Origin of the sequence: Nitrosomonas halophila (assembly GCF_900107165.1) — a bacterium.
GTDB lineage: Bacteria > Pseudomonadota > Gammaproteobacteria > Burkholderiales > Nitrosomonadaceae > Nitrosomonas > Nitrosomonas halophila.
Genome location: NZ_FNOY01000019.1, coordinates 1 through 24,463 on the forward strand (window position 1 = coordinate 1; position 24,463 = coordinate 24,463).

A 24,463-nucleotide genomic window follows, 5' to 3' on the forward strand; every position below is an offset into this window, starting at 1 on the left:
ATAGATCCGGTGTGCCTGAATGATTCCAGCAGGATTTTGTTTTGCTTGAGTACGGCTGCGCTTGCTTTGCTGCGCGTGGCGCAGCTTTTGTTTCAGTTGACGCAGGTTGTGGCGATACTGACGCCAGTCGCTGAACTGCTGGCTTTCGCTCCATTGTGCAGTCAGCGTGATCGCTTTACGCATGGCATCCCATAGCAGGCTAATGTCGGTGGGAAAATGAACGTTGGTTTCAACGACAAAGGAGTCGCACCGCCCACGCAGGACTGCGCCGCCCTTTTTTATGAGTGCATGCCCTCCTTCAACAATGAGCTGATTCAGCTTGTCCAGTAATTCCGGGGTGAGCAGCCCAACGTTATCCACCAGAGTTTGGTAGGCATATGCCTTCTCATCATATAGGCTATGCCCGAGCATTTGGCGTAGCGTTCGATGCTGATTGACTAGTTCGTAAAGGCGGTCGTAGTCGATATTCAGGTCCAGGCGTAACACGCCACAGACCAGGATGTTCCATAGCGTCATGCCAGGACGGCCATTGCGCTTGTTCACTTCGGGTGCAATGTCACTTTCCAGCAGGGCAAAAACTGCTTCGCGCAACGGTACGTTTATGTACAGGTGTTGCAACCCGCGCAGTATCTTCGGTATGTCGTCTCGGGATCGCAAATCAAATTTGATTTCCGATATGTCGATTTCACCTAATTTCATCTGGGCATTTTGAACTATGCGCATGAGGCACTCGATTCGAATGAAGTGGGTTTCTGGAAGCAGGTATTTTCTCAAACTATAGTCGAAGTTTGAGGTTTTTATGGCTCAAAATCTACTAAAACGGGCTATTTATGGCAGTTTTGGCCAGAATTCCGCTGATCTTCTTTACCAAAATAATATGCAACATGTTGTTTTATAATTAGATAATGGGTTTTCGGGCAGACACTATTTAATACCTATCGATCGCGCTCAACCGGGGATGCCGGAATCATTCTCGTTCTTCGGGAAGCGTGGTGTGGCCGGTGAGCGCATGGATCCGCATGACGATTGCCAAGCCCAATGCCGTTGCGGCGATGTCCACAACGATACCAGTAATTACCATGGCATGCGGCACCGGATCAATCAGGTTGTCGGCCAGCCGGCGTGTCAATCCCCCCAGTACTAGGAAGATCCCTCCGCCCAGGACATTGATCGCGAGTAACTTGCGCAAGAGATGCGTCTGGGTGATCAAGGCGTACAATCCGAGTGCAAACAGGCCCAGTCCGGTCAATCCATACAATAGTGCGGTCACCATTAGTGCGGCGCCGTTCTGCCCAGCAGAAACAGCGTGAAGAGCGTGATGCCAATCGAAAGCGTGGCGAAGGTTTCGATGAATTGTATCAGCATATGCGCCTGATCATGGGGGTAGGAGAAGAAATGCATGCCATGGACCCAGCCATTGGCTGCGGCCAGTAGAAAGGCAATGAGCCCGGCGGCCATGATTGCGCGCAGGTAGCATTGCGTGGCATCGATAGGCAGGCGCCAACCTGTCAGATTGAGCAGCACTCCGAGCGCTGCCAGCAAGGCGCCTGCCTGGAAAGCGCCGCCAGGGGCATGGGCCCCGGCCCAGAGTAGATAGCCGACTGTCAGCATGATCAATGGTGTGAGCAAACGCGTCAGGCTATCCAGTACCGCCACGGGTGTGACCGGCGGCATCTCCTGTATGGGCGCAAGCGACCAGGTGCCAACCAGCGCCAGCAATAGCACCGCCATTTCCAATAGCGTGTCATAGCCGCGGAAATTGAGCAGCACGGCAGTAACGGGGTGCGATACCCCGCTTTTTGTCATGTTGTCGGCGACGGTCAGCGCCAGTTCCGGTGAGGCTGGTGGCAGCGATACGATGGTAAATGCGAGGCCAACGGCCATGCCAGCCACCAGGAACGCAGCCAGCAGACGGACGGCATGCCAGATGAAGCGTGTCATGATATTGGGTTCACGATGCAATGCAACTGGGGGATGGCTTCAGGATGCTGCCCATTTCCAGTTTTTGATTTCCGGCATATCTTCACCGTGACGATTGATGTATTCACGGTGCTCGACCAGTTTGTCGCGCATGATTTGCCGGAGATAAGCCGCTTTGTAGCCCAGTTGCGGAACGCGGTCGATGACGTCGTCGACCAGGTGGAAACGGTCCAGATCGTTGCGCACCGCCATATCGAACGGTGTGGTGGTGGTGCCTTCTTCCTTATAGCCGCGCACATGCAGGTTGCGGTGGTTGGTGCGGCGGTAGGTCAAGCGATGGATCAGCCAGGGATAACCGTGGTAAGCGAATATGATCGGCTTGTCGGTAGTGAAGAGCGTATCGAATTCCTTGTCGGACAGGCCCTGTGGATGCTCTCGCTCATGCTGCAGGGTCATCAGATCGACCACGTTGATGACACGCACTTTGAGTGCTGGCATATGCTCGCGCAGAATCTGGACCGCCGCCAGAGCTTCGATCGTGGGCACATCGCCAGCGCAGGCGATGACGACATCCGGTTCGCCGGTCTGATCATTGCTGGCCCAGCCCCATACGCTGATCCCAGCCGTGCAGTGTTTGATCGCGGCATCCATATCCAGCCATTGCAGTTGGGGTTGCTTTCCGGCCACGATGACATTGACGAAATCGTGGCTGCGCAGGCATTTGTCGGTGATGTACAGCAGGCAATTGGCATCGGGTGGCAGATATACGCGAATGGTATCGGCCTTTTTGTTGATGACATGGTCAATAAAACCCGGATCCTGGTGCGAGAAGCCGTTGTGATCCTGTCGCCAGACATGGGAGGTTAGCAGGTAGTTGAGTGAAGCGATCGGTCTGCGCCACGGGATCTCCTTGCTGACTTTGAGCCATTTGGCATGCTGGTTGAACATCGAATCAACGATGTGAATGAAGGCTTCGTAACAGGAAAACAGGCCATGCCGTCCGGTCAGCAGATAACCTTCCAGCCAACCCTGGCAAGTGTGCTCGCTCAGGATTTCCATCACCCGGCCGTCCGGTGCCAGATTCTCATCTTCGGGCAGAGTTTCCGCGAGCCAGGTCTTGGGTGTGACTTCGTATAAGTCTCCCAGCCGATTGGAGGCTGTTTCATCTGGCCCGAAGACCCGGAAATTACGGGCTTCCAGATTCAAGCGCATGATGTCGCGCATGAATCCCCCCATAATGCGGGTCGATTCGGCCACGGCTTGCCCGGGTTGCGTGACACTGACCGCGTATTCGCGAAAATCCGGCATGCGTAGCTGTTTCAGGAGTAACCCGCCATTGGCATGCGGATTGGCGCCCATGCGCCGATTGCCGGATGGTGCGAGTGCCTGTAATGCCTCGACCAGTTTTCCTTGCGCATCAAAGAGTTCTTCCGGCCGATAGCTTTTGAGCCAGGCTTCGAGTTGCTGAATGCGTTCCGGTTTTTTTGCCAGGTCCGAAAGCGGTACCTGGTGGGAACGCCAGCTGCCTTCCGTCTTGAGGCCGTCGACTTCTTTGGGGCCGGTCCAGCCTTTGGGTGTGCGCAGGATGATCATCGGCCAGCGTGGCCGCTGTGTGACGCCATTGAGACGGGCCTGTGTCTGGATGGATTGGATTTCCGAGAGCACTAGATCCAGCGTGCTGGCCATGAGCTGGTGCATCTCGGGCGGGTCTTCTCCCTCGACGAAATAAGGTTGGTAGCCATAACCATGAAACAGCTGCTGCAATTCATCGCGGCTGATGCGTGCCAGAATGGTGGGGTTGGCAATTTTATAGCCGTTTAAATGCAGGATGGGCAGTACCACACCATCGTTGGCCGGGTTGAGAAATTTGTTGGAGTGCCAGGCTGTTGCCAGCGGACCGGTTTCGGCTTCGCCATCGCCGACGACGCAGGCAGCGATCAAATCCGGATTATCGAATACCGCGCCGTACGCGTGGGATAACGCATAGCCGAGCTCGCCGCCTTCATGAATCGATCCGGGAATCTCCGGCGTGGCATGACTGCCGATGCCGCCCGGGAACGAGAACTGGCGGAACAGATGTTTCATGCCCCGGACATCCTGGGAAATGTCTGGATAGAGTTCGGAATAGGCGCCTTCAAGATAAGTATTGGCGGCAAGTGCGGGGCCGCCGTGTCCAGGGCCGGCGACATAGAGCATGTTCAGGTCGTCGCGCTTGATGATGCGGTTAAGGTGCGCATAAATGAAATTCAGTCCCGGGGTTGTACCCCAGTGCCCCAGTAATCGGGGTTTGATATGTTGTGCAGTGAGCGGTGTTTGCAATAACGGGTTGTCCAGCAGATAAATCTGGCCAACCGAGAGATAATTGGCTGCGCGCCAATAAGCATCGATTTTTTGCAGTTTATCGTCGGTCAGGGCTTGCGGATTCTGAGTCATATTGCGTTACCTCGCTTAAGGGCTCGTTAATGAATAACTTGGGCATACGTTATTCATTAACGAGCCCTAAGTCAAATTGCCAAATCGCCTTGGTTCATGCAGTGATGCATTGCAGCGTGTGGCGGGCGATGATAATTTCCTCATCGGTGGGCAGAACCAGAACACTGACCCGGCTGTCATCGGCGCTGATGCGTGCCGCATTGGCCTGATTGGCGGACGCGTTAAGTTCGATGCCCAGCCATTTGAGGCGAGTGCATATCTGTGTGCGAATCGCGGCTGCGTGTTCACCGATTCCGGCCGTGAAGACCAGGCCATCGATCCCTTCCAAGGTGGCGGCCATCGCACCGATGTGACGGCAAATTTGCCATACGAAAAGATCAACAGCTTGCTTGGCGAGAGGGTGGTCGCTTGCCAGCAGGGTGCGCATGTCTGCGCTGATGCCGGAAACACCCAGTAGGCCGGCGCGCCGGTGTAATAGCTCGGTCAAATGATCATGATTCATTTGTTGCTCGCGCATCAGGTAAAGCAGGACAGCCGGGTCAAGGTTGCCGCAACGCGTTCCCATGGGTAAACCTTCCAGCGGCGTGAAGCCCATCGTCGTGGCAAGACTTTTGCGCCCTTTCAGCGCACATAAACTGGCGCCATTGCCAAGATGCGCGACCACGATACGGTTTTCTGCCTGCTTCCCCATGTGGTCAGGCAATATCTGGGCGATGTATTCATAGGAAAGACCGTGAAAACCATAACGCTTAATTCCGTTGTCTGTCAAATGACGCGGCAAGGCATAGATTTGTTCAACATCCGGCATGGTGTGATGAAATGCAGTGTCGAAACAGGCTATTTGCCGCATGGCTGGCCGTAGCTGCTGGAGCGTCCTGATTCCTGCCAGACTGTCGGGTTGATGGAGGGGGGCGAGCGGAACTAGCTGAAACAATTGCTCCAGGATGGGTTCATCAATAATGATTGGTTGGCTGAACTGCGATCCTCCATGCACGATACGGTGACCCACTGCCGAGGGTTGCCGATTGCCTGCCTGCGTTTGCAGCCATCGTAAAAGCAATTCTATGGCATTTTCATGACAGGCAATATCGGCGGATTGTTGCCAGAGTGTTTCACCAAGGTCATTTCTGACCTCGAACCGGGAGGCGGTGCCACGGATTTCGATTTTTCCCTGGTAGAGCTTTGATAGATTGCTGTGCTTTGCCTGATACAGTCCGAATTTGACGCTGGATGACCCAGCGTTGAGGACAAGTATGGTTTCGTTCACGTATGCCACCTTCAAATAACGATCTCGTCGGTTTTTATGTCTCTGAACAGTTTTGTTAAATCGCCAAATTTTGGCTGGACAGTCTCCTAGCCTGAAAGCTGTGCAATCCGGTGCCTCCTGCGATTGCTGTCAATGTGGTGTGCGTGTTTGATCCTGGCCGCTTTGTGACGATTCGTCTGCGGCTTGATTGTCATCGGAACGTTCCAATCGTGCCCAGGCGGAGAGCAGCAATGCGCCAGTCAGCCCGGCACCAATGGCAATTTCCGCCAGCGCGATATCGGGTGCGTCCAAACGTATCCAGACCAGTGCCAGTAGCAAACCAAAAGCGATGTATAAGACAATCGCACGAAACAAATTACGGCCGAACAAGGCAAATCCAGCGGTCAATAGTAATAGCAACGCAAGCAGAACATCGAATGCGAGCGTAAGCGCTGTCAGCGTTTCCATGGCAATATCTTCTTTCGGCGCGCGGTGCGGGCAATCAGATGACAGGCCGCGGCGGATGCGAGCAATACCAGCAACCATATCATCAAAAGTTTGCCCACGATAGCCCAGTTGTCCGCTTGGATGACAAGCCCCGCGACTATGAGACCCAATCCTAAATTATCCGCCTTGGTTAGCGCGTGCAGACGGGTGAAGATATCTGGAAAGCGCAGCAGTCCGACCGTGCCGGCGAGAAAGAAAAAAGCCCCTGCCATGAGCAGCAGGATGGTCAGGCTGTCAGCTGGATTCATCTTCTGACTCGGAAATCGTCTGCCAGGCCCGGTGTACGAAAGCTACGACCGTCACCGTTGCCAGCAGCGCGAGCAACAGTGCGGCATCACGAAATGCGGGCTGTTCAGCCAACTGTGCGAGGATCAGTAAAATGGCGACTGCAGTGGTGCCGAATAATTGTGCTGCCAACATCCGGTCAGCGGCAGTCGGTCCGCGCAGGATCCGCCACATGCCGGCCATTAATGTCAGAAACAGGAAACAAGTGATCATTAGATAAATCAAAGTCATGGGCGTTGTTCCATATATTCCGTCGTTGCTGACGCATCATTCGGCGGCGATCCAAGGCGTGTGGATTCTGCAGTCATGCTGGATTGCTGAGCGATAACGGATTGCAGGTGTTTCCACTCGTAACCTCGTGCTGGTGTGCTGTGGGTCTGACCGATGATAGCCATCATGAACCGTCCTGGCGGCTGGCTGTGCCTGGGATTGCATGCAGGCAAACGCCCGAGAGCTGCGCCACACGCTGCTCCAGTTGAGTGAGCTCACGCCAGTAATTGCTGCGGCCATCGAGTACATGTACAAACAAATCCGATCCCTCCAGTTCAGCTGCCAGCGTGCCGGGTAACAAACTGACAACATTGGCCATGAAGATTCTCGGAAAGCCTTCGGGCAGACGCAGCGGGTACCTTACCAGAGCTGGATCGATGTGCAAACCGGGGCGCAATGCCCGCCAAGCCACATCCACACAGCTGATCAGGGAGCGCTCGATAAAAAATGGAATGAACCGTAGTAAGCCCATCAATGGCCAGGTGCGTGCAGGTATCAAGCGGCGGCTGATTTCCGTGGCCGCCATGACCAAGATGCCGCCCAGCCACCAAGCATCGAAATTACCTTCCGTGAGCGCCCACCACAAAAGCGCGAACACGCTGCCGCGCAAAACCAGGCTGAGTATCATGCTTGATCTTCCAAAGTGAGCCGTTATTGTAGAACCTAATCCTGGGATAGGCGAATGTTATGCGCAGAATCGCTTGCTTCCGGCCATTTGCGCCAGGGCTTATTCAGTATAAACGCTTGGGCAATGACTGCTTTTGCACTTGCATGACAGGGTGTGGCCGGGTGTTTCCATGATCTTGAGAAACTGCAAGTAGGCGGGCCTATACAGGTGACAGCCAGTGAGGCCTGCTGAAAAAGTCGGTGGATAGGCGCATTGTTTGAGCAATGGTGCCTACGGGTATGGGGATAAACTATTCAGCTAGGAGGCTGTCCGAGAGCGATCGTAGCGAGGGCGAAGCTGGCTGAGTGGGATTTTTCGATCATTTGAGGCGAATAGTTGTTCTATTCAACGAAAAGGATCGAAAAATCCAGCCTGGCAGGCTCGTCCGCAGTAGATCAGTCTCTCGGACAGCTTCCAAGCGCATGCCGCGATTCAGGGTCATGCGGCTTTATTTTTTTCTGGTCTGGTGTTTTCATTCAAACAATTGGATTGATCCCGCGAGATCACGTAGTAGAATGGAAACATTCCGGAAAAAAGAGGCCACTCTAAAACCAAATTTTTGTTTTCGTGCTTTATTGCAATGATCCCGCTTGGTTTGAATTTTTAGAGAAAGCCAGAGATTTCTGGAAAGCCTGTTGGTTCTTTTTCATAAGGAGGTTTGAAAATGAGGACAGTAAATTTGGATTCTTTAGTAAAAGGTGTTTTGCCGTTAGTCGCCGCCGCCATTGTCTCGGGCTGTGGTGGTGAAACAGAGGAAGTCGCCAAACAGGATCAGGATCCCGATAGGGTGGCGGAATTCATTCAGAGCGAAGATGTCATGCCAGAACCCATTGCGCCCGTCGCGCCCGTGGCACCAGCGGAGCCGGTAGAGGAAACGCTGGAGTCTATTCTGGAGAAGGCCGATGAAATTATCCAAAGAACTGAATCATCGATTGCTTCCTTGAATGAAGTAGACACCAAAGCAGAGCCGGAGGAGATTGCGGCAGGTGTTGTCGAAGAGCCTGAATCCCTAGTGGCATTGGCAACAGAACCTACCCAGGATGCTGCAGAGGCTTTTGAGGATGGTCTTGAAGTCGTCAAGACAACACCGGAATTGATCCGCAAGGTTCAACAAGCATTAATGGATGCGGGGTTTAATGCGGGTGCCGCTGATGGACTGATGGGGCCGCGTACCATGCGTGCACTGACCGATTTTCAGCAACAGCACCAGCTTGCCAAGGGGGAACTGACAAAAGAAACCTTGAGAGAATTGGGTGTGTCTTTCTGAACGTTATTTCTTGCCGAGAAACCCGGCCTGGCCGGGCATCTCTCAGCCGAGTCGACGGAATGGGCCAGTATGGGCAGTAAATCCCTGCGCGTTGAGGGAGTCATTTGATGGTCGAGCCTAAAAACCTCTGTTGGATGAGGTTTGGAGTGCATGGGTTTTTATTTTTAACAAGATATAATAACCAAGCTATCGTACCGCTGCGAAAATTAAACTACAGCGTGCTATAAACAGAACAGCACAGCGCAATTCCTCTTTGCCTTGAGTTCAAAATTGGGTTGTTTAATTCAAGCTTTTATTCCTTTCTGATAATGGCTGACTGCGTTTTTAGGTTGAAATGAACCCTTGTTGTTTTTCTGCCTTCAAATAGAATTCTTTTGCAGAAGTGTGTACAATCTGCGGCCGGTTAGACCATTCTTTCAATAGTTGAGAAATATTTTTCCGTGGCTTTTTTTGTTCAAAAATATGGTGGCACTTCGGTAGGCAGTACGGAGCGCATCAAGAATGTTGCCCGGCGTGTGGCCAAATTTCGTGCCGCAGGGCATGATTTGGTAATAGTTGTCTCTGCCATGAGCGGTGAAACCAACCGCCTCATTTCACTGGCCAAAGAAATTCAGCCCGATCCTGACCCGCGTGAACTGGACGTTATCCTCTCGACGGGCGAACAAGTCTCTATCGGGCTGCTGGCAATGGCTTTGCATGGGCTGGGAATCAAGGCAAAAAGCTATACTGGTTCTCAGGTCAGCATTACGACGGATAATGCGCATACCAAGGCACGCATTCTGAAAATCGACGAGGACCGTATTCGGGCCGATCTAGCGGCCGGTTACGTGATCATTGTTGCCGGGTTCCAGGGTAGGGACGAAGCGGGCAACATCACGACATTGGGGCGTGGCGGATCGGATACGACCGCCGTTGCGCTCGCGGCTGCATTAAAAGCTGATGAATGCCAGATCTATACGGATGTCAATGGCATTTACACGACAGATCCACGGGTTGTGCCCGAGGCTAGGCGGCTAGAGGCCATTACATTCGAAGAGATGCTGGAAATGGCGAGCCTGGGTTCCAAGGTATTGCAAATACGATCGGTGGAGTTCGCGGGGAAATATAAAGTCAAGCTCAGGGTCCTTTCCAGTTTTGAAGAGGATGGAGAGGGTACGCTGATTACGTTCGAGGAAAATCAAAACATGGAACAGCCCATTATCTCCGGCATTGCATTCAATCGTGACGAGTCGAAAATTACGATCGTGGGCGTACCTGATCATCCTGGCATTGCATATCAAATACTGGGCCCTGTGGCGGATGCCAATATCGATGTGGACATGATCATCCAGAACGTTGGCCACGACGGGACGACCGACTTCTCGTTTACCGTCAATCGCAACGAGTATGCCAACACCATGAAGATCCTGGAGGAGCAGATATTGCCCCACATTGGTGCGCGCGAAGTGATCGGCGGCAATAGAATTGCCAAAGTCTCGGTGATCGGTGTCGGGATGCGCTCCCATGCCGGTATCGCCAGCAAAATGTTCCGTGTCCTGGCGGAAGAAGGCATCAATATTCAAATGATCGCAACGTCAGAAATCAAGGTTTCGGTTGTGGTGGATGAGAAATATATGGAGCTTGCCGTGCGCGTGCTGCACAAGGCTTTTGAACTTGATCAGGCAAAGTAACATAGACATCCAAAAACATGCTAACATTAAAGACTCGCTGATATACGGGCAATCGCCTGATATTGTGTGAGTCTTCTTCGGAGAGATGGCCGAGTGGTCGAAGGCGCTCCCCTGCTAAGGGAGTATAGGCTCAAAAAGCTTATCGAGGGTTCGAATCCCTCTCTCTCCGCCAATAGCGCTAGCCGCTGCAATGCAACAACGTTGCATAACCCAGTTATTTTCCATGCTGCCAGTCGTGACGGTTTTTCGAGCGAACTTGCTTGGCCTTTCTGCCGTATCCAAAAAAATGTAGCCAGGTTGCCTCAACCAGCTTGCAGCAGCGTTAGATATACCGGGAAGAGATAACGCTCGTTCGCCCAGCGTGGATTGGGGCGCAGCGTGATCGCTTCATAGCTTTGCTGCAGCCGGGCGACGAGATCGAATTTGAAAGCCGAGCGTGGAACCGCGCCGAATAGGTGCAGTTCGGCAGCCGCACGGACCAGAGCCAGGGTAACGGCCTCGATTTGGGTATTGGTGCGTTTGCGCCACTTGTCGGCATGTGCAAGCGCATCGATGAGGTGAGTGGTGGCAGCGGCTTTGTCGCCCAGCCGCCATGCGATTTCGGTCAATTGCTGGCCGATATGAGCGATTTCCAAGAGATCGGCATCGAGATTCAGCCGCCGTATGCGTGCCTGGTAGAAATCACGCCGTTGCAGCAACATTTCCTGGCTGCGGACAAGATCCCCGCGTGCACGATAACCTTGCGCCAGTAAGCCGGTTATCAACGGGCGTAATGCGTCGCGGTCGAGATGGGTGTCCGTAGATATGCCCGGATCGGTCTGTCTGAACGGCTCATCACTATCAAGCAAAGCTAGCGCTGCTTCGAGTGGCTCCAGCGCCGCTTCTGCCTGGCTGGCAGCCAAAAGTGATGCGCCCAGGCCGATATGTGCCTTGAGGCGAGCGGCCAGTGAGGCGTTTTCGATAACGGTGAGCAGATCCTGATAGAGAGTTGCCGCAGGCGTATGTGCGCCTGCGGCATAATGATAGAGTGCTGCCCGTTCGAGATCAATTGCGGCGAAACGTTCCAGGCCCGAACCCGGTTTGGTCAACGGTACGGCCAATGCCAGTTCGGCCTTGGCTTCCTGATAGGCGGCCAGGTGAAACAGGCTGCGGCCTTTGGCCAGGCGTAGTGCCAGTTCATCCGCTGGAGCAAGAAAGGGCAGGCGTTCACGTTCGGTAAAATGGGTGAGTGCGATGCGGTGATTGCCCAGCGAGGCTTGCAGCAGGCCCAGTTCGGTGAGCAAGCTGGCACGCCGGCGCGGGTTGTCGACAGCCAGATCGAGGGCCAGGTGATAACGCATATGCGCTAGCATGGCTGCCGATTTGTCATGGGTGCGATGATAATGACGATGTGCCAGGTAGGCATAAAGATGATGCACCTCGGCGCTGCGCGGAAAGGCCTCGATCACGGGCGCGAGCAATGTCCGGGCGCGTTCGATCATCTGGGCATGCTGGCCGGCGTCTTTGATTTGCGGCAGATTACGGGCCATTACATAGGCTTCGCCGAAAGCATTGATGGCTGTCTCCTTTGAGGCCATCCGGCCGGTGCGGTATTCTGCAATCAGCGTCTGAGCCGGTATATTCAGCTGTAATGAAGTTTCGAGGTAGCCGCTATGCGCTTCGAGTGCGTTAACTGCCAGGGCAATCTCGCGGAAGTGCTCACGGGCAGCCTCCAGGTGTCCGCGCTGGGTTTCGACGTAGGCACGTTCGAGCATGACCTCGGCAAACAGCGCTTCGGCGTATTTGCGTTCAGGATGTTCCGCCGGAATATCTTTCAACCAGCGTTGGGCAAATTCGACCAGCAGAATTTCCCAGTCCTCACGGGCTGCCCGGCTGATGATGGCCATGGCCACCGCGCGATGGCTCTCGAATGAGGTCCGGCGTGCCCACAAATCGCTCAGTGTGGAATACCGGGTTTGGTGATCGGCATGCCGGATGGTATCAAGTGCAAGTTCCACTTCAAGCATCAGCTCGGCTGCAGCATGTCCGGCCACGCTTGCGCGTGCGGCATGCAGTAACGGTATGCGCTCATCGAGGCTGCGGCCACGGATCAATCCATCGACATAACGGCGCGCGAAGGCGAGCTGCTCGCGTTCGGAAAGCACCGCGTGCGATGATAATGCCAGATGGGCGGCTGCCCAGAGGCTACGATCTTCAAGGTCATGCAACAGGGCCTCGGCCAGGCGTGCCCAGGGCCTCACGACCAGTGTCGAGATTTCATGGGCGATATCGATTGAATCAAATAGCGCGAGGGCGCCGCCTCTGTCGCCGAGCACGAACAGGATTTCGCTGCGCACAATCATGATCAGATGCTGAATCGAGGCATTCTCGGCATGGCTGAAATCTTTCAGCCTCGCCAGGCGCGCTTGCTGGGTTGCAATGAAGTCTTCGGTAAGCTTGCCGTGACCGAGACGCTGCTCTGCACGCCGAAAGGCGATGAATTCGGCCATGATCTCGCCCCAGACAGAAATAACGGCGCCGGTTGGGGCATCGCGCCGCAGGTAGCGCAAGTATTGTTCTGCCGATTCATATTCATGAAGCGCCATGTGGGTCATGACCATCCGTTGCTCCAGGCGGACGCGCTGTTCGCGATCGCGCGTCTCGGCTAGCAGGCTGGCGAGTATGATCAATTGTTCCCAGGCATCACGGCTTACCTCCAGTTCGCTGCGCTTGCGTTGTGCAGGCCATTGTTCCGGCACCAGACCGGTCAGCGGCAGGGAATAGATTTGCAGATAGCCGGCGCGTGCGCAGGTTGCAATCAGCCGGTTATGGGCAGGGACCGGATACTGGCAATTATAGCGGCCACTGGTGAGTTGTTCGGCCTGGCGTGTGTCAGCCTGTTGGACGATGGCAGTGAACGGTATGCGAAACAATACCCCGTTGTCATTGCCGTCGATAGTGCCATCGAAATTCGAGTCGTTGAGATACTGCGTGAAATACAAGTAACTGCCATCGAGTGAAAACGCTGGGAAACCCGATGTGCCGGGCAGGTCGGGGATGAAATGGACAGGGGCTGAGGACGGATCATCGAGCGCCAGCAGCATGAGGCCAGGTTCGGCGCGCACGATGTCGCCCGGTATATTCATGTCCCGGCTGCTGCGTGCAAAAGGAATGTATGCCAGCCAGCGGCCATCGGGTGAAATGGCAGGCGCCAGCATGTTGCCGGTGAATAGCAGTTGACCGGTATCGCCCTGGCGCGCGCGGCGCGTGATTTTCCATAATTGGTTTGCATTGCTGGATCGCTCGCGACCCAGGATGCCGATATGTTCGCTGTCCGGGAACCAGAAGATGTGCATGATATGAGCCTTCCTTTGCCCCAGGCAACGCCGGGTGCGTGTGCCAAGATCAAAGCTGCAGACATCGCCGGCGGCATGGTCACGGTAGGAGATATACAGAATATGTTTGCCATCCGGGCTGATGCGCGGCTGATTGATATCGGCGCTCTCTTCGAACAGGCGCTTGGGTGTGCCGCGCACAAGATCCTGAGTGAAGATTTCTACTGTACTGTTCGCATTGCCAGCGAAGAACAGCGTTGTGCCATCCGGGTGCAACTGGCCAAGAAAATGATCATAACTCCCGGCAGTGAGGCCGCGGCGGGCATGCAATGCGCTCGGCACCTCGACCGCGTCGGCATACGCCGCTGATAGCAACAGCATCGATAGCGCCGCAATGAAGTATTTCAGCATTGTTTGACCATCCAGGCGCCGTCCTCGTCTTCGATCTGGCCGCCACATACCACAGCGGCCAGATGGTGTTGGCGCCAGCTGTTGCGAATCTCATCCAGACTGCGATCCGGCTGCTGGCTATGCATCCATTCCCAGAGCTGGCGCCGTGCACGATTGACACGCTGGACCGTAGCGCTGATGCGGCGGGCTGCAGTGCGGCCGGCACAGGTGGCGGTGGTTTCAACAATCAGTCCGCTGCGTGCTTCGCCCACGCACCGGCGCACCAGTAAATCATCGAGGAATTCGGAATCCAGACGCAGCAGGGCGTGCACTTCGGAGATCACGCTCAAGCTTGTCCGCGAGAGATCTGCGCTGGCATCGCTGAGCTGTCCGCGGGTATAATCCACGCCTTTCGGTAGCAGGACTAATTCACGCAATTCATTTTCCAATGCGTACAATTCTCCGCTGGCCTGTTCTTCGAGTACTGTCTTGCGGTCGAGCATTACCACATCGGGTGGGGTGATGCAGCCTGTGACAGGCAGTGCACAGAGGATCAGGAAAGCGATGCGTGCGTTATTCATTGTAATTCTCTCCGCCGTGCAGGAGGGGGGCCACATGCCGATTCATGAAAGGACCGAGCGGGATGCCGCGAATTTCCCCAAGCTGGAACAGTGCGCCGAGGCCGCCGAGTTCGACTTGCAGTGACATGAGTCCCTGCGCCATCGCAATGCGTACGCTGCGGGGATAACTCCAAGCCAATTTCTTGCGCAAGCTGTTGAGCGCGAGATCTTCATGGAAGGGGTCGAGCAAATCGAGCAGTTCATGCAGGTGCGTGCGGCTGATTCTAATGATGTGCACGCGCCCGTCGACTTCAAGGGTTGCCGGTGTGAGCACAAAAGCTGCATTGGCGTCAAATGGCGAATCATCCCGCCCGCCGCGCAAACCGGTCGCGCTGCCGCGAAAGCGTATGCTTTCGGCACCAGGCAGATAATCCAGTATGAGTGCGCCGGTGATAATGCCTGGTGTTTTTTCAATTCTCAGGTTCTGAATGGCAATGATGTTACGGTCAATATAGGCGATGCCCGAGACTGGGCCTGCTTCTCGCTCGCGCCAGCGCAGGCGCTCGATAGTCAATGGATCGCGTACGGGGAAGAACGGCTGTATGTCTTCAAAGCGTGTCCGGGCGAAGGGGTTTCTCGCGGCATACGGTACGATACGCAGCAAACCGGGCGATGACCATTCGAAAGTCTCTTCGAGCAGCGCGCGCCCGTGTATGCCTGTGGCGTCCATTTCCGCTTCCGGCATGGCAATGGCGACGTCGTCCATTGCCAGTTCCGCTTGCAGCCGGAACAATGCGCCATCACCCGATTCCAGCGAGAAGGGGGCGGTGATCTTGCCATGGGCGCGTAATTGTTCGGGGTGGGCGTCGACGTGGGCAAGATCTTGCTCAAAGTGGCCACGCAAGGCAATGCGCGTCCCGCCGCTGCGCTGGTGATTTGTTCCGGCATCCCTGCCTCGCTGCCCCCGCTCGAGGTGTTTGTGCAGCACGAGCCGTGAGCCGCCACGGCCATTGACCAGCACCAAGTCATCAAGCGTCAGTTCCGTCAGTTGGTGGATCGCAAGATGGCCGCTGATGCTGACTTCTTCGATAGGGTAGGGCGGATAGAATGTCTGGTCTACACGCGCGATTCGACCCTCCAGTGTCATGCGTAGCGGTGCTTGTGGTGGGCGTGCATCCGATTCCAGGCGCACTGCCTGCAGGCTGTTGCGGACACTGGCGCGTTGCCCATTCATCTCGAGTTCGAGCTGCGGTGTATCGAATGTCGCGTGCGCGCGCAGGGCGCCGTCCATCAGCTGCGCATCCAACTGTAAGCCGGTGCTGGGTAAGGCGATGATCAATCCCTCCTGGTGGTACAGCAGATTGTGGAAATCGGCTTCCAGGCGCTGATTGCCATTCAGGCGATCGTGCCAATGGGTTTGCAGAGCACCCTTAACATCCAGCAGGGGGCCCAGCTGGCCATGGGATTGCACACGCAATGCCAGATTGTCGGATTCGAATGCAGGCCGCAGGGGGTGTCTTTCTGCGAGGAACAGCTTCCCGATCGGCCCTAACCGGGTGGCGTTCAGGCTGATTGCGTGCGTCAGCGAGCCATCGGCAGTCAGCGTGGCATGGCCGTCGAGGGCAATTGCCAGGCCGTCCGCACTATCGCGGTCCGCATTGAAACGGACGCTACGTGTGCCGTCATGGGCAGAAGCTGTGAGCTTGAGCGTCAGCGGTTGCTGGGCCGATAGCTGATCGCTTTGTGGAAGATGCACGGTTGCCTGGAGAGCGGCTGTGTGCCGGGACATGCGTTGCTGATGTTGTAAATCGACTTCGATCAACGGCAACTTCGCGTGCAGGTTTTCGGTCTTGAGGGCGAGTGCTGTCAGTTTAAGCTGTGCGCTGTGTTGCATGGGCGGCATCGGCTGTGTCAGATCAGACCATGTGGATTTGCCGGTAAGCGCGATGCCGAGTGATTCGGGGTCGATTGCTACCGGTGCTTGGGGCAGGTAATCGGCAAATTCAGCTATCGATGGGGCATGCAGTTTGAATTCGGTTTCGAGGCGTTGGCTGGCGAGTTTTCCATGCAGATCTGCCGTGATATGGGCCACTGCCAGACTGACGTCGAACTGGGCTGTCGAAGCAAGCGGTTGACCGGTATCGAACACCAATTGCGACACCGTCCACTCGCTGCGCCCGTGGTTCAGCTGGACATGACGTTGGCCGGTTTGCACCCTCAGGTCAGTGAAAGGCAGTTCGCCTGAGGCATGCGTGATTTGGCCAGATTTTGACAAGTTGCCGCGCAATCCCAGGCTTGCTTGCCGAAGCGTGATGACACTGCCGGTTTCAGGCATGCGCAGCACCAGATCCTGGAGTGGCGCCTCCAGGCGCAGTGAGACATGTTCCGGATCTGGCATGGTGGCCGTGGCGGTCAAGGCGAGTGAGCCGATACGCAAAGATTGGTCGGCATCGCGTTGGATGCGGATGCCGTCGACATTGCCCTGGCCCTTGAATGTTTCCCAGTCGAGGGTGGCGGCATGAAACCCGGCGTTGATCTGGCCATGCAGTCCATGCAGTGTTGTCGATTGTGTCGGGGATTGTGCGCTGGCATGCTGGCTTTCGATCTCGATATGCAGCTGTCCGGTGGGTCGTTCTTCAGCATCGGGCCTGAAGAACACATCGCTGGCATGCAGGCGGAATGTTAGGCTGCCCAGGTTCAACTGGACGTCGTCGACTTGGGCGGTCATCTCGTGTGCCGGAAGAACCAGATCTAGCTCATAGCGGTCACGCCACAGGCGGCCGCTGAGGGATGGATTGCTGTCACTGAGTGACAGCATGCCTTGAGGAGAAGACAGGGTCATCCAGTTCGCAGAATCGCTGGCCGCGACCACGAGCATCATCTCGTCACCGGATTCAGCAGGCGTCAGCTGATAGGTGAAGTGTCCTGGCTGAATATTGGAATCGGCAAATGCCGGCGGCAGCAGTGCCTGGAGCGGCGCCAGGCTGAGTTCGCCGGCGCCATGTTCCAATCTGAAGGCATCGCTATCGTCCGGCAGCATGAGCGCGAATGTCCCCTGCAGCGCATCGTCAAGCAGGTGCAGTTTGTCGATATGCATGCGCAATGCTGTGGCTTGGCTGTCGAATTCCAATGCCATATCCAGATCCAGTAAACGGAGCGGTGCGGGAAGTGGCAGTGATGAATCATGCTGCACAAGATCGATCTGTGAGACTGCGGCGATTGTTCCGGCATCGCGCAAGGTGAAATATGTCGAGTGCGCCAGTATGAATTCCTGTACCTGGTCAGCCCGAGTGAGTCGGATGCGACTTTCATTCGAGTCTGCAGCTGTCGTTGCTGCCAGGTATGCGCTGACCGGCGCCTCGGGCGTGAGATATGCGTCTGCTTGCAATGCGAGGCCCGATATGGCCAGCTGCAGGCCCATCTGGTCGCGCTCGGGTTCGCTATAATTGAAAGACAAATCCTGCAGGCTGAAAGCGTGAATTTCCAGCGGGAGCGGGCTCGTCAGTGATTCGATCAGCTGCGAGCGTGCAGTGTCTGAGGGTTGTCGCTCGGCTTGCAGCAGGTCGAGCGATGTCCGCCCCAATGCATCACGCACGATATAAATTGCGGCGCTATCGAGTTGGACAAGATTGAAACGCAGGCTGCCTGTCAGCAAGGCAAGATATGACCAGTCGAGCTCAATCCGGGATAGCGTGAGCAGATTGGGGGATACCGGACGATGCGGTGCCGGCATCGGCACGGCCAGATTGTGCAGGATAAGCCGGCCCTGTAAGGGTTCAAGCTCGAGTGATCCGTAATCGGCGGTGATGCCATGGGTTCGCAGGCTGGTTAATAGCCACTGGCGCCCGTCATCGCTCTCGATCCATTTGACCAGGAGCCAGATCGATATTGCTGCGAGTAAGAGTATTGCGCTGCTGGCTAGAAAGAGCCGTCTGCCGCGGCCAGGTCGCGGGGGATGGGCAGCCGATTCATGATCCAATTGCATGTGCTGCCTGGTCTCATGGGGTCAGTGTGGGAATATGGGGGCGTGCTTTCATCTGAAGGGTGCCTTTCAAATGAATGTACCGAAAGTCATTTGGGTTGTCAAACGCAGCAAACGGCAGGCTATTGCGGGAATGCGTCTTGCAGCCTGGGCCGGATGATAATCAGGGATGAGGCGTGCCGCTATTTGCGGCTGTAGCGGTGTTTTACGCCGACAGGAAAATATTCGGGATCTGCAAAAGCATGCAGACTGATGCGCGGTGTTTGTCGCTCAATCGGCGTGTATTGGGCAAACTCGCTGTTCAGGCGCAGGAGCTGCTGCCGGATAGAGTCGGCAATTATCGATGCCATGCCAGGATGCCCGGTAATGTCTGGCAGCAGTTCGACCGCAATATGCAGTGTTTTATCGCCGTGATCGTCCTCCTCGGTTTCCAGTACGAACTTGCCGGTGACCCAGGGGGTGATGTTCGACTGTTCCAGACCGACCGTCACGTTCTCGGGATAGATATTGGCGCCATAGTAGGAAACGGTAAAGTCGGCGCGCCCGAATACATAGACAAACGGCAGCTCGCGCGGTTGAAAATCCGCAGGCAGACCCAGTGCCGTGCAGGCAGGTATGCCTTGTGTTTCGAGGAAGCGCCACATTGCATGGTAAGGGATTAATCCGCCCTTGTCCGCGATGTGATACCGTATTAACGGCACGCTGTTTTCGCCGGATACCACCAGGGTATTGTCATGTTCTTCGAAGTAACGGCTGGCCGGGTCGTACTGCACCAGCGTTGGCAGGCGTGATTCGCCAAACAAGGCACGGGCGGCGTCGGGGTGTTGAGCCAGCCAGCGGCGAATAGCGATGCTAAAAGGGGTTTCGTTGCCGAGTACGCCGCCGTCTGCGGTGCCATACAAGGAAGCCGAGTCGAAGCAGGGCATGTTCGAGCCTATTCGTTGCCCGACCAGATCCCGCCACTCTTCGCTGAATACTTCGCCGGCAAATACCAGTTTGGGCTTGTAGTCGGCCCAAGCGATGCCTTCGGCAATACCCGAGTCGATGACATCTTTGACAAAAGGCGGGTAGCCCAGGAGCACGATTTGTTCGAAATAAGGAGAGAGTTCGCGCACGACACGCAAGATTTCGGCCTTGTTATTGCCCGGTGTCGCCACCATCAGCGGATAGCCCTTGCGCGCAAGATGCCAACAGCAAGAGGTTGTGAACAGGCCGCCGACCCAGTTGCCGAGTGCAAAGCAAATGATCGCTAACGTGCTGCGTTCATGACTACGGAAACTGTCATGAAAGACCTGCTCAAAGCGAACCGCTATATCCAGCTCGTAAACAGCAGACCGGGGCCAGAAAGTCGGCTGGCCGGTAGAGCCGGAAGAAACCGCTATGCGATCGGCGCTGGCCAGGCTGCCGCCCAGGCAGCGTTCCGGCAGGGGATAAGCTTGCATGTATTCGGCTTTTGTCATGAGCGGCAAGGTTCTGAACGCTTGGTAGTGAGTAATGTTCGCTGGATCAATCTGTTTTGATGCCAGGAATTTCCGGTAGGCGGGGACTTCAATAGCGCTCCGCTGGAATAACGCCAGAATTTTGTCTTGTGCCGTGCGCTCGTCCGGCTTTCCCAGGAGAGCATCCAGGCGGGAGTCGATGAAATGATTGAAGCGATCGTGGTCGGTGGATATGCGTTTATTGGTCATGATGAACGCTCGCTGTGGTGGTAGGGCGGGGTATCAAGATAAGCCGGCCGGGAAAATAAATCAAATCCAGTCATGAATGGTTTGGCAGCGATTGCAAGGATGCTTCTGCCTGCTTTCAGCTTGGGTTGTCATCGGTGTGCAGTTTCTTCAGTACTTGATTGACGATATTTCGAGCAAGTTCCTGCTCTTCCAGGAAAACGGTGCCGATTGGCTCTTTTTGCAACAATAACGCTTCTTCCTCGCTGTAGGTGCTGATTAGCACTTCATTGCGAGGATTCAGGATACGGCTTGTTTCGACCATTTGCCGGACGCGGATGGGATCGGATGCGGTAATGACCAGGACGCTGGCGCGCGCAATATGTGCCTGAATCAATACGGCCGGACTTGCTGCATCTCCAGCTACGGCATGCATGCCTTGGTGACGCAGTTGTTCGATTGTTTCCCGGTTTTGGTCCACGATGACCATTGGCGTGCCTTGTTGTGCCAGCATGCTGCTGACCCGCTTGCCGACCGCGCCGTAGCCCACGATCACAACGTGATCGGTAACCGCTTCGGAGCTGATTGCGAGCGGGAGTTCTGCCAGTGGATCGTTGGGTCGCTCAACCAGCCGCGCTAGCCTGGAACGGGAGCGGATCCAGTTGTGTATGGGTTCGGCAGTCTGGAATACCAGTGGATTGAGTGTGATCGTAATGAATGCGCCGGCCAGTATCAGGCTGTAACCCTTGTCAGGCAGTAACCCGAGTGAATAGCCCAAGGAGGCGAGCATAAAGGACAGCTCGCCAATTTGGGCCAGACTGACTGAAACGGTCAGTGCAGTAGTGAGCGGATACCGGAAAGCGAGGATCAAGATCAACGCCGTCAATGATTTCCCAAACATGATGATAATGACCACAATCAAGACTTGCAGGGGTTCTTCCAGCAGAATGCTGGGTTCGAACAGCATGCCGACCGAAACAAAAAACAGCACTGAGAAAGCGTCTCGCAAGGGTAGTGATTCTTGTGCTGCGCGATGGCTCAGGTGGGATTCGCGCATGACCATTCCGGAAAAGAAAGCGCCGAGCGCAAAAGAGACATCGAACAGCAAGGCGGCGCTATAGGCGATTCCGACCGCAACCGCGACCACACACAGGATGAAGAGCTCATGAGACTTGGTGCTGGCAACATACCAGAGCAACCATGGAAACATCCGCTTCCCGATTACCAGCATGAAGCCAATGAATACCGAGACTTTGCCCAGTATGGCGCCGAGCGCGAACAATAAATCAAGATGGGTATGCGGGGAGGGTGCCTGTGTGCCGGTTGTGAACCAGCCTGACAATGCGGGTAACAGTACTAGGGCCAGTACGACTACCAGGTCTTCGACTATCAGCCAGCCGATCGCAATTTTTCCATTGATTGATGTGAGCAAGCCGCGATGCTCGAGGGCGCGCAGCAGTACAACGGTGCTGGCGACCGAGAGCGCCAGACCGAAAACGATGCCGGCGCCGATGCTCCAATCCCAGGCGTAGGCGACACTTGCGCCCAGGGTTGTCGCGACGACTATTTGCGCGATTGCGCCGGGGATGGCTATTCTTCGTACCGCCAGCAGATCATGGAGCGAGAAATGCAGTCCGACGCCGAACATCAGCAAAATGACGCCCATTTCTGCCAATTGATTTGACAGTGCCATATCTATGGCAAAACCGGGCGTGGCCGGTCCAATAATCATGCCGGCAGCCAGATAGCCAACGAGCACCGGTAATTTGAGGCGATGGGCGATCATGCCCATGATCAGCGCAAGCCCCAGGCTGACGGCGATGGTCGTGATCAGAATCGTGCTATGAGGCATAATGGCATGCCTGGGACGGTATCGGGCGGCTGATCGCTGGCCGTGGTGGGCGCTATTGGCGGACGGCCGTTAGACTGTGGCGCTCATATGTTTGGAGCGGGAAGGAGAAAAGCCGGTAAATCAAGTTGCGGATCCCCCGGCGGGGAAATCCGCTAGCTCTCGTGGATGTAATTGATGTAGGTCGATAGCATCATTCCGCCAAACAGTATCATGGACAAAACGATGCGTATCGTTAACGATTTAACCATACGAGTGCTTTCCCCTTTATCCTTGATCATGTAATAAAGTGCTGAACCAAGGCTGTATAGGATCATCAGCAAGAGTAAAATAGCGAATATTTTCAAGTTGTCACCTCAGTGAGCTGTAGTTGACCAGGATTGCTGCAAATTGTTCGCATGGTTGCATATGGAAAATCTGGTCAGTGCAAGATAATGTTGAAAACGGTCCTGGAAAGCTGCCAGGACCTACCCATTTTAACTGATAACTATGTTCTGTGAACGGTCTTGATATGCCGCATCCGCCTGCCATTTTTTTGATGGGACCCACCGCCAGCGGAAAATCAAGTGTGGCGATAGATATCGCGCATCATTTTCCGGTCGAAATCGTCAGTGTCGACTCGGCGCAGATCTATCGCTATCTGGATATTGGTAGCGCGAAACCGGATCAATCGACGCAAACGGTGTTCCCGCATCATTTGATCGACCTGATTGACCCTGATGAACGCTATTCTGCCGCGCAGTTCAGGCAAGATGCCCTATCAAAAATGATAGACATTACCGCGCGGGGGAATGTTCCGCTTCTGGTGGGCGGTACCATGCTTTATTTTAAGGCGCTGCGAGAGGGGCTCGCCAATCTGCCCTCTGCTGACGAAGCCACGCGCAGCGCACTGGAGCGTACTGCCCAGGAGAGGGGCTGGCCAGCTATGCATGCGATCTTGCAGCAGCTTGATCCGGCGACGGCAAGCCATATTCAGCCCCATGACAGCCAGAGAATTCAGCGCGCCTTGGAAGTCTGCTATCTGACTGGCAGGCCCATGTCGGAGCTGTTGGCGCAGCGTCGGGCCAATGATTTTCCTTATCGTGTGTTCAATTTGGCTTTATTGCCTAGCGACCGCGGTATTTTACATCAACGTATTGAGCGGCGTTTTGACACGATGCTGGAGATGGGGTTGGTTGATGAAGTCAGTTGCATTCGTGCCCGATTTCAGCTTGCTGCGGATATGCCCTCCATGAGATGTGTGGGCTATCGCCAGGTATGGATGTATTTGGATAATCAAATCAGTTTGGCTAAAATGCGGGAGATGGGCGTGTACGCTACGCGGCAGCTAGCGAAGCGTCAGTTGACCTGGCTGCGATCCATGCATGCATTGCAAATATTTGACTGCTTGGCGAATGATCTGTCTGGATTGGTGAAGTCTTACTTGCAGCAACAAGATTGTTTTTGATCGTTTACTGGCCGATTAGATTGTGCGCTGGTCGGATGATTGTAATAACTAGGAGGCTGTCCGAGAATAGCTGATCTACTACGGACGAACCTGCCAGGCCGGATTTTCCGATCCTTTTCGTTAAATAGGGCGACTATTTGCCTCAAATGATCGAAAAATCCAGAGCTGCCAGCTTCGCCCTCGCTACGATCGCTATTCTCGGACAGCTTCCTAGATGGTTTTTGTGAGTATTTTTTGCGGGTGAGCCGCATGTCGATTTTTTAGAGGAGAGGAGTGAAAATGTTTAAATATCCAACGGTGAGGACGCTGGCTGCAGTGTGTGTCTGCGTTCTGGTCATGGCGGTAGCCGGTTGCGGGGATTCGGAAAAGGTGCATGAATCCTGGGTTGCGCCTCCTGAAACGGGCGCGAGCTATGATGACAATGTTATTTCAGCGAATATCGTGGCCAGAATATCGGCAATACCTGAACTGAGCAATTTGGATCTGCATGTGCGCGTTACGAATGGTGAGGTATTCCTGAGCGGGATGGCCAATAATCAGGAGCAGGTCGATCAGGCTGTGATGCAGGCTTGGCTGGTGGATGGCGTTCAGAAAATGAATAACGAAATCGTTTTGAGCGGCGCGCGTTAACCAGAAGAAATAATGTGGCAGTCGGTGCTTGTGCACCGTATTGCCACCCCTGATTCTGCTTTCAGAAGAGATGATGGCGTCCCCAAGGGGATTCGAACCCCTGTACTCACCGTGAAAGGGTGATGTCCTAGGCCTCTAGACGATGGGGACCAGGTTTGTGGATAAAAAAAGCTGGTGGAGATAAGCGGGATCGAACCGCTGACCTCTTGCATGCCATGCAAGCGCTCTCCCAGCTGAGCTATACCCCCGGTCAAACAAAGCGCAGATTATACTGAGCCGCGGGCGCTTTGTAAAGTGGGCTGTGCAGAATCTTGCATTGGCAACCGTATCCGGCAATTGTTTGATCCAGCTATTGACTGGTT

Annotated in this window: 18 protein-coding genes, 3 tRNA genes and 1 pseudogene; 5 read left to right on the forward strand and 17 right to left on the reverse strand. The window is 55.0% G+C overall.

Annotation, left to right across the window (positions count from 1 at the left end):
• The 9 genes and pseudogenes from BLV85_RS06310 to BLV85_RS06350 all read right to left on the reverse strand — a co-directional run.
• Positions 1-723: pseudogene (locus tag BLV85_RS06310) on the reverse strand (ISNCY family transposase); the annotation flags it as partial.
• 244 nt (positions 724-967) lie between these two features.
• Complete coding sequence (locus BLV85_RS06315; RefSeq protein ID WP_090413397.1) at positions 968-1,273, reverse strand: NADH-quinone oxidoreductase subunit K; 306 nt, start codon at positions 1,271-1,273, stop codon at positions 968-970.
• The gene (locus BLV85_RS06320) at positions 1,273-1,941 is read right to left on the reverse strand and encodes a Na(+)/H(+) antiporter subunit B (protein WP_090413470.1); all 669 of its coding nucleotides are present in this window, start codon (positions 1,939-1,941) and stop codon (positions 1,273-1,275) included. Before BLV85_RS06320 ends, BLV85_RS06315 begins: the two co-directional genes overlap by 1 nt.
• A 39-nt stretch (positions 1,942-1,980) precedes the next feature.
• Positions 1,981-4,353 carry a phosphoketolase family protein gene (locus tag BLV85_RS06325; RefSeq protein ID WP_090413399.1) on the reverse strand — a complete coding sequence of 791 codons (2,373 nt, stop codon included), beginning with the start codon at positions 4,351-4,353 and terminating at the stop codon, positions 1,981-1,983.
• A gap of 94 nt (positions 4,354-4,447) precedes the next feature.
• Complete coding sequence (locus BLV85_RS06330) at positions 4,448-5,620, reverse strand: acetate/propionate family kinase (protein WP_090413401.1); 1,173 nt, start codon at positions 5,618-5,620, stop codon at positions 4,448-4,450.
• Between the two features lie 129 nt (positions 5,621-5,749).
• Positions 5,750-6,067 (reverse strand): Na(+)/H(+) antiporter subunit B, encoded by a 318-nt coding sequence (locus tag BLV85_RS06335; RefSeq protein WP_090413403.1) that lies wholly within the window; start codon positions 6,065-6,067, stop codon positions 5,750-5,752.
• Entirely contained in the window at positions 6,055-6,354 is a 300-nt protein-coding gene (gene mnhG / locus BLV85_RS06340; protein ID WP_090413405.1) for a monovalent cation/H(+) antiporter subunit G, read from the reverse strand. Before mnhG ends, BLV85_RS06335 begins: the two co-directional genes overlap by 13 nt.
• A complete protein-coding gene (locus BLV85_RS06345) occupies positions 6,341-6,622 on the reverse strand; it encodes an MrpF/PhaF family protein (protein ID WP_090413407.1) in 282 nt (93 codons plus the stop codon). The genes mnhG and BLV85_RS06345 overlap by 14 nt, the downstream gene beginning before the upstream one ends.
• A gap of 163 nt (positions 6,623-6,785) precedes the next feature.
• Positions 6,786-7,289: a Na+/H+ antiporter subunit E gene (locus tag BLV85_RS06350; RefSeq protein ID WP_090413409.1), complete on the reverse strand. Its 504-nt coding sequence runs from the start codon at positions 7,287-7,289 to the stop codon at positions 6,786-6,788.
• A gap of 703 nt (positions 7,290-7,992) precedes the next feature.
• Between BLV85_RS06350 and BLV85_RS06355 the strand changes: the two genes are divergently transcribed.
• The 3 genes from BLV85_RS06355 (at position 7,993) to BLV85_RS06365 (ending at position 10,437) form a co-directional block, all read left to right on the forward strand.
• A complete protein-coding gene (locus tag BLV85_RS06355) occupies positions 7,993-8,595 on the forward strand; it encodes a peptidoglycan-binding domain-containing protein (RefSeq protein ID WP_090413411.1) in 603 nt (200 codons plus the stop codon).
• Positions 8,596-9,035: 440 nt separating this feature from the next.
• Complete coding sequence (locus BLV85_RS06360; RefSeq protein WP_090413413.1) at positions 9,036-10,265, forward strand: aspartate kinase; 1,230 nt, start codon at positions 9,036-9,038, stop codon at positions 10,263-10,265.
• A 79-nt stretch (positions 10,266-10,344) separates the two neighbouring features.
• Positions 10,345-10,437 (forward strand) — tRNA-Ser (locus BLV85_RS06365).
• Between the two features lie 130 nt (positions 10,438-10,567).
• Here the strand turns inward: BLV85_RS06365 and BLV85_RS06370 are convergent.
• The 6 genes from BLV85_RS06370 to BLV85_RS06395 all read right to left on the reverse strand — a co-directional run bounded on the left by BLV85_RS06370 (position 10,568) and on the right by BLV85_RS06395 (position 22,371).
• Positions 10,568-13,990 (reverse strand): TolB-like translocation protein, encoded by a 3,423-nt coding sequence (locus tag BLV85_RS06370; RefSeq protein ID WP_176973954.1) that lies wholly within the window; start codon positions 13,988-13,990, stop codon positions 10,568-10,570.
• On the reverse strand, positions 13,984-14,550 hold the full coding sequence (locus BLV85_RS06375; protein WP_176973955.1) for a DUF1318 domain-containing protein: 567 nt from the start codon (positions 14,548-14,550) through the stop codon (positions 13,984-13,986). Before BLV85_RS06375 ends, BLV85_RS06370 begins: the two co-directional genes overlap by 7 nt.
• Positions 14,543-18,514, reverse strand: a complete 3,972-nt coding sequence (locus BLV85_RS06380; protein WP_090413419.1) for an AsmA family protein — start codon at positions 18,512-18,514, stop codon at positions 14,543-14,545. Before BLV85_RS06380 ends, BLV85_RS06375 begins: the two co-directional genes overlap by 8 nt.
• Before the next feature lie 179 nt (positions 18,515-18,693).
• Positions 18,694-20,199 (reverse strand): phenylacetate--CoA ligase family protein, encoded by a 1,506-nt coding sequence (locus BLV85_RS06385; protein ID WP_090413421.1) that lies wholly within the window; start codon positions 20,197-20,199, stop codon positions 18,694-18,696.
• A 115-nt stretch (positions 20,200-20,314) separates the two neighbouring features.
• Positions 20,315-22,027, reverse strand: a complete 1,713-nt coding sequence (locus BLV85_RS06390; RefSeq protein ID WP_090413423.1) for a cation:proton antiporter domain-containing protein — start codon at positions 22,025-22,027, stop codon at positions 20,315-20,317.
• A gap of 152 nt (positions 22,028-22,179) precedes the next feature.
• The gene (locus BLV85_RS06395) at positions 22,180-22,371 is read right to left on the reverse strand and encodes a twin transmembrane helix small protein (protein ID WP_090413425.1); all 192 of its coding nucleotides are present in this window, start codon (positions 22,369-22,371) and stop codon (positions 22,180-22,182) included.
• A 149-nt stretch (positions 22,372-22,520) separates the two neighbouring features.
• Here BLV85_RS06395 and miaA point away from each other — a divergent pair, with 149 nt between their 5' ends.
• Positions 22,521-23,471 (forward strand): tRNA (adenosine(37)-N6)-dimethylallyltransferase MiaA, encoded by a 951-nt coding sequence (gene miaA, locus BLV85_RS06400; protein ID WP_425433787.1) that lies wholly within the window; start codon positions 22,521-22,523, stop codon positions 23,469-23,471.
• A 279-nt stretch (positions 23,472-23,750) separates the two neighbouring features.
• A complete protein-coding gene (locus BLV85_RS06405; protein WP_090413429.1) occupies positions 23,751-24,101 on the forward strand; it encodes a BON domain-containing protein in 351 nt (116 codons plus the stop codon).
• 74 nt (positions 24,102-24,175) lie between these two features.
• On the opposite strand, the gene BLV85_RS06410 is transcribed toward BLV85_RS06405, so the two are convergent.
• Positions 24,176-24,251, reverse strand: a tRNA-Glu gene (locus BLV85_RS06410).
• Between the two features lie 22 nt (positions 24,252-24,273).
• A tRNA-Ala gene (locus BLV85_RS06415) sits at positions 24,274-24,349 on the reverse strand.
• Positions 24,350-24,463 lie beyond the last annotated feature (114 nt).

Coding starts and splice junctions, on each gene's coding strand:
- BLV85_RS06315 (WP_090413397.1), bottom strand. CDS start 1,273: ATGGTGACCGCACTATTGTATGGATTGACCGGACTGGGCCTGTTTGCA.
- BLV85_RS06320 (WP_090413470.1), bottom strand. CDS start 1,941: ATGACACGCTTCATCTGGCATGCCGTCCGTCTGCTGGCTGCGTTCCTG.
- BLV85_RS06325 (WP_090413399.1), bottom strand. CDS start 4,353: ATGACTCAGAATCCGCAAGCCCTGACCGACGATAAACTGCAAAAAATC.
- BLV85_RS06335 (WP_090413403.1), bottom strand. CDS start 6,067: ATGGAAACGCTGACAGCGCTTACGCTCGCATTCGATGTTCTGCTTGCG.
- mnhG (WP_090413405.1), bottom strand. CDS start 6,354: ATGAATCCAGCTGACAGCCTGACCATCCTGCTGCTCATGGCAGGGGCT.
- BLV85_RS06345 (WP_090413407.1), bottom strand. CDS start 6,622: ATGACTTTGATTTATCTAATGATCACTTGTTTCCTGTTTCTGACATTA.
- BLV85_RS06350 (WP_090413409.1), bottom strand. CDS start 7,289: ATGATACTCAGCCTGGTTTTGCGCGGCAGCGTGTTCGCGCTTTTGTGG.
- BLV85_RS06355 (WP_090413411.1), top strand. CDS start 7,993: ATGAGGACAGTAAATTTGGATTCTTTAGTAAAAGGTGTTTTGCCGTTA.
- BLV85_RS06370 (WP_176973954.1), bottom strand. CDS start 13,990: ATGCTGAAATACTTCATTGCGGCGCTATCGATGCTGTTGCTATCAGCG.
- BLV85_RS06375 (WP_176973955.1), bottom strand. CDS start 14,550: ATGAATAACGCACGCATCGCTTTCCTGATCCTCTGTGCACTGCCTGTC.
- BLV85_RS06380 (WP_090413419.1), bottom strand. CDS start 18,514: ATGCAATTGGATCATGAATCGGCTGCCCATCCCCCGCGACCTGGCCGC.
- BLV85_RS06385 (WP_090413421.1), bottom strand. CDS start 20,199: ATGACCAATAAACGCATATCCACCGACCACGATCGCTTCAATCATTTC.
- BLV85_RS06390 (WP_090413423.1), bottom strand. CDS start 22,027: ATGCCTCATAGCACGATTCTGATCACGACCATCGCCGTCAGCCTGGGG.
- BLV85_RS06405 (WP_090413429.1), top strand. CDS start 23,751: ATGTTTAAATATCCAACGGTGAGGACGCTGGCTGCAGTGTGTGTCTGC.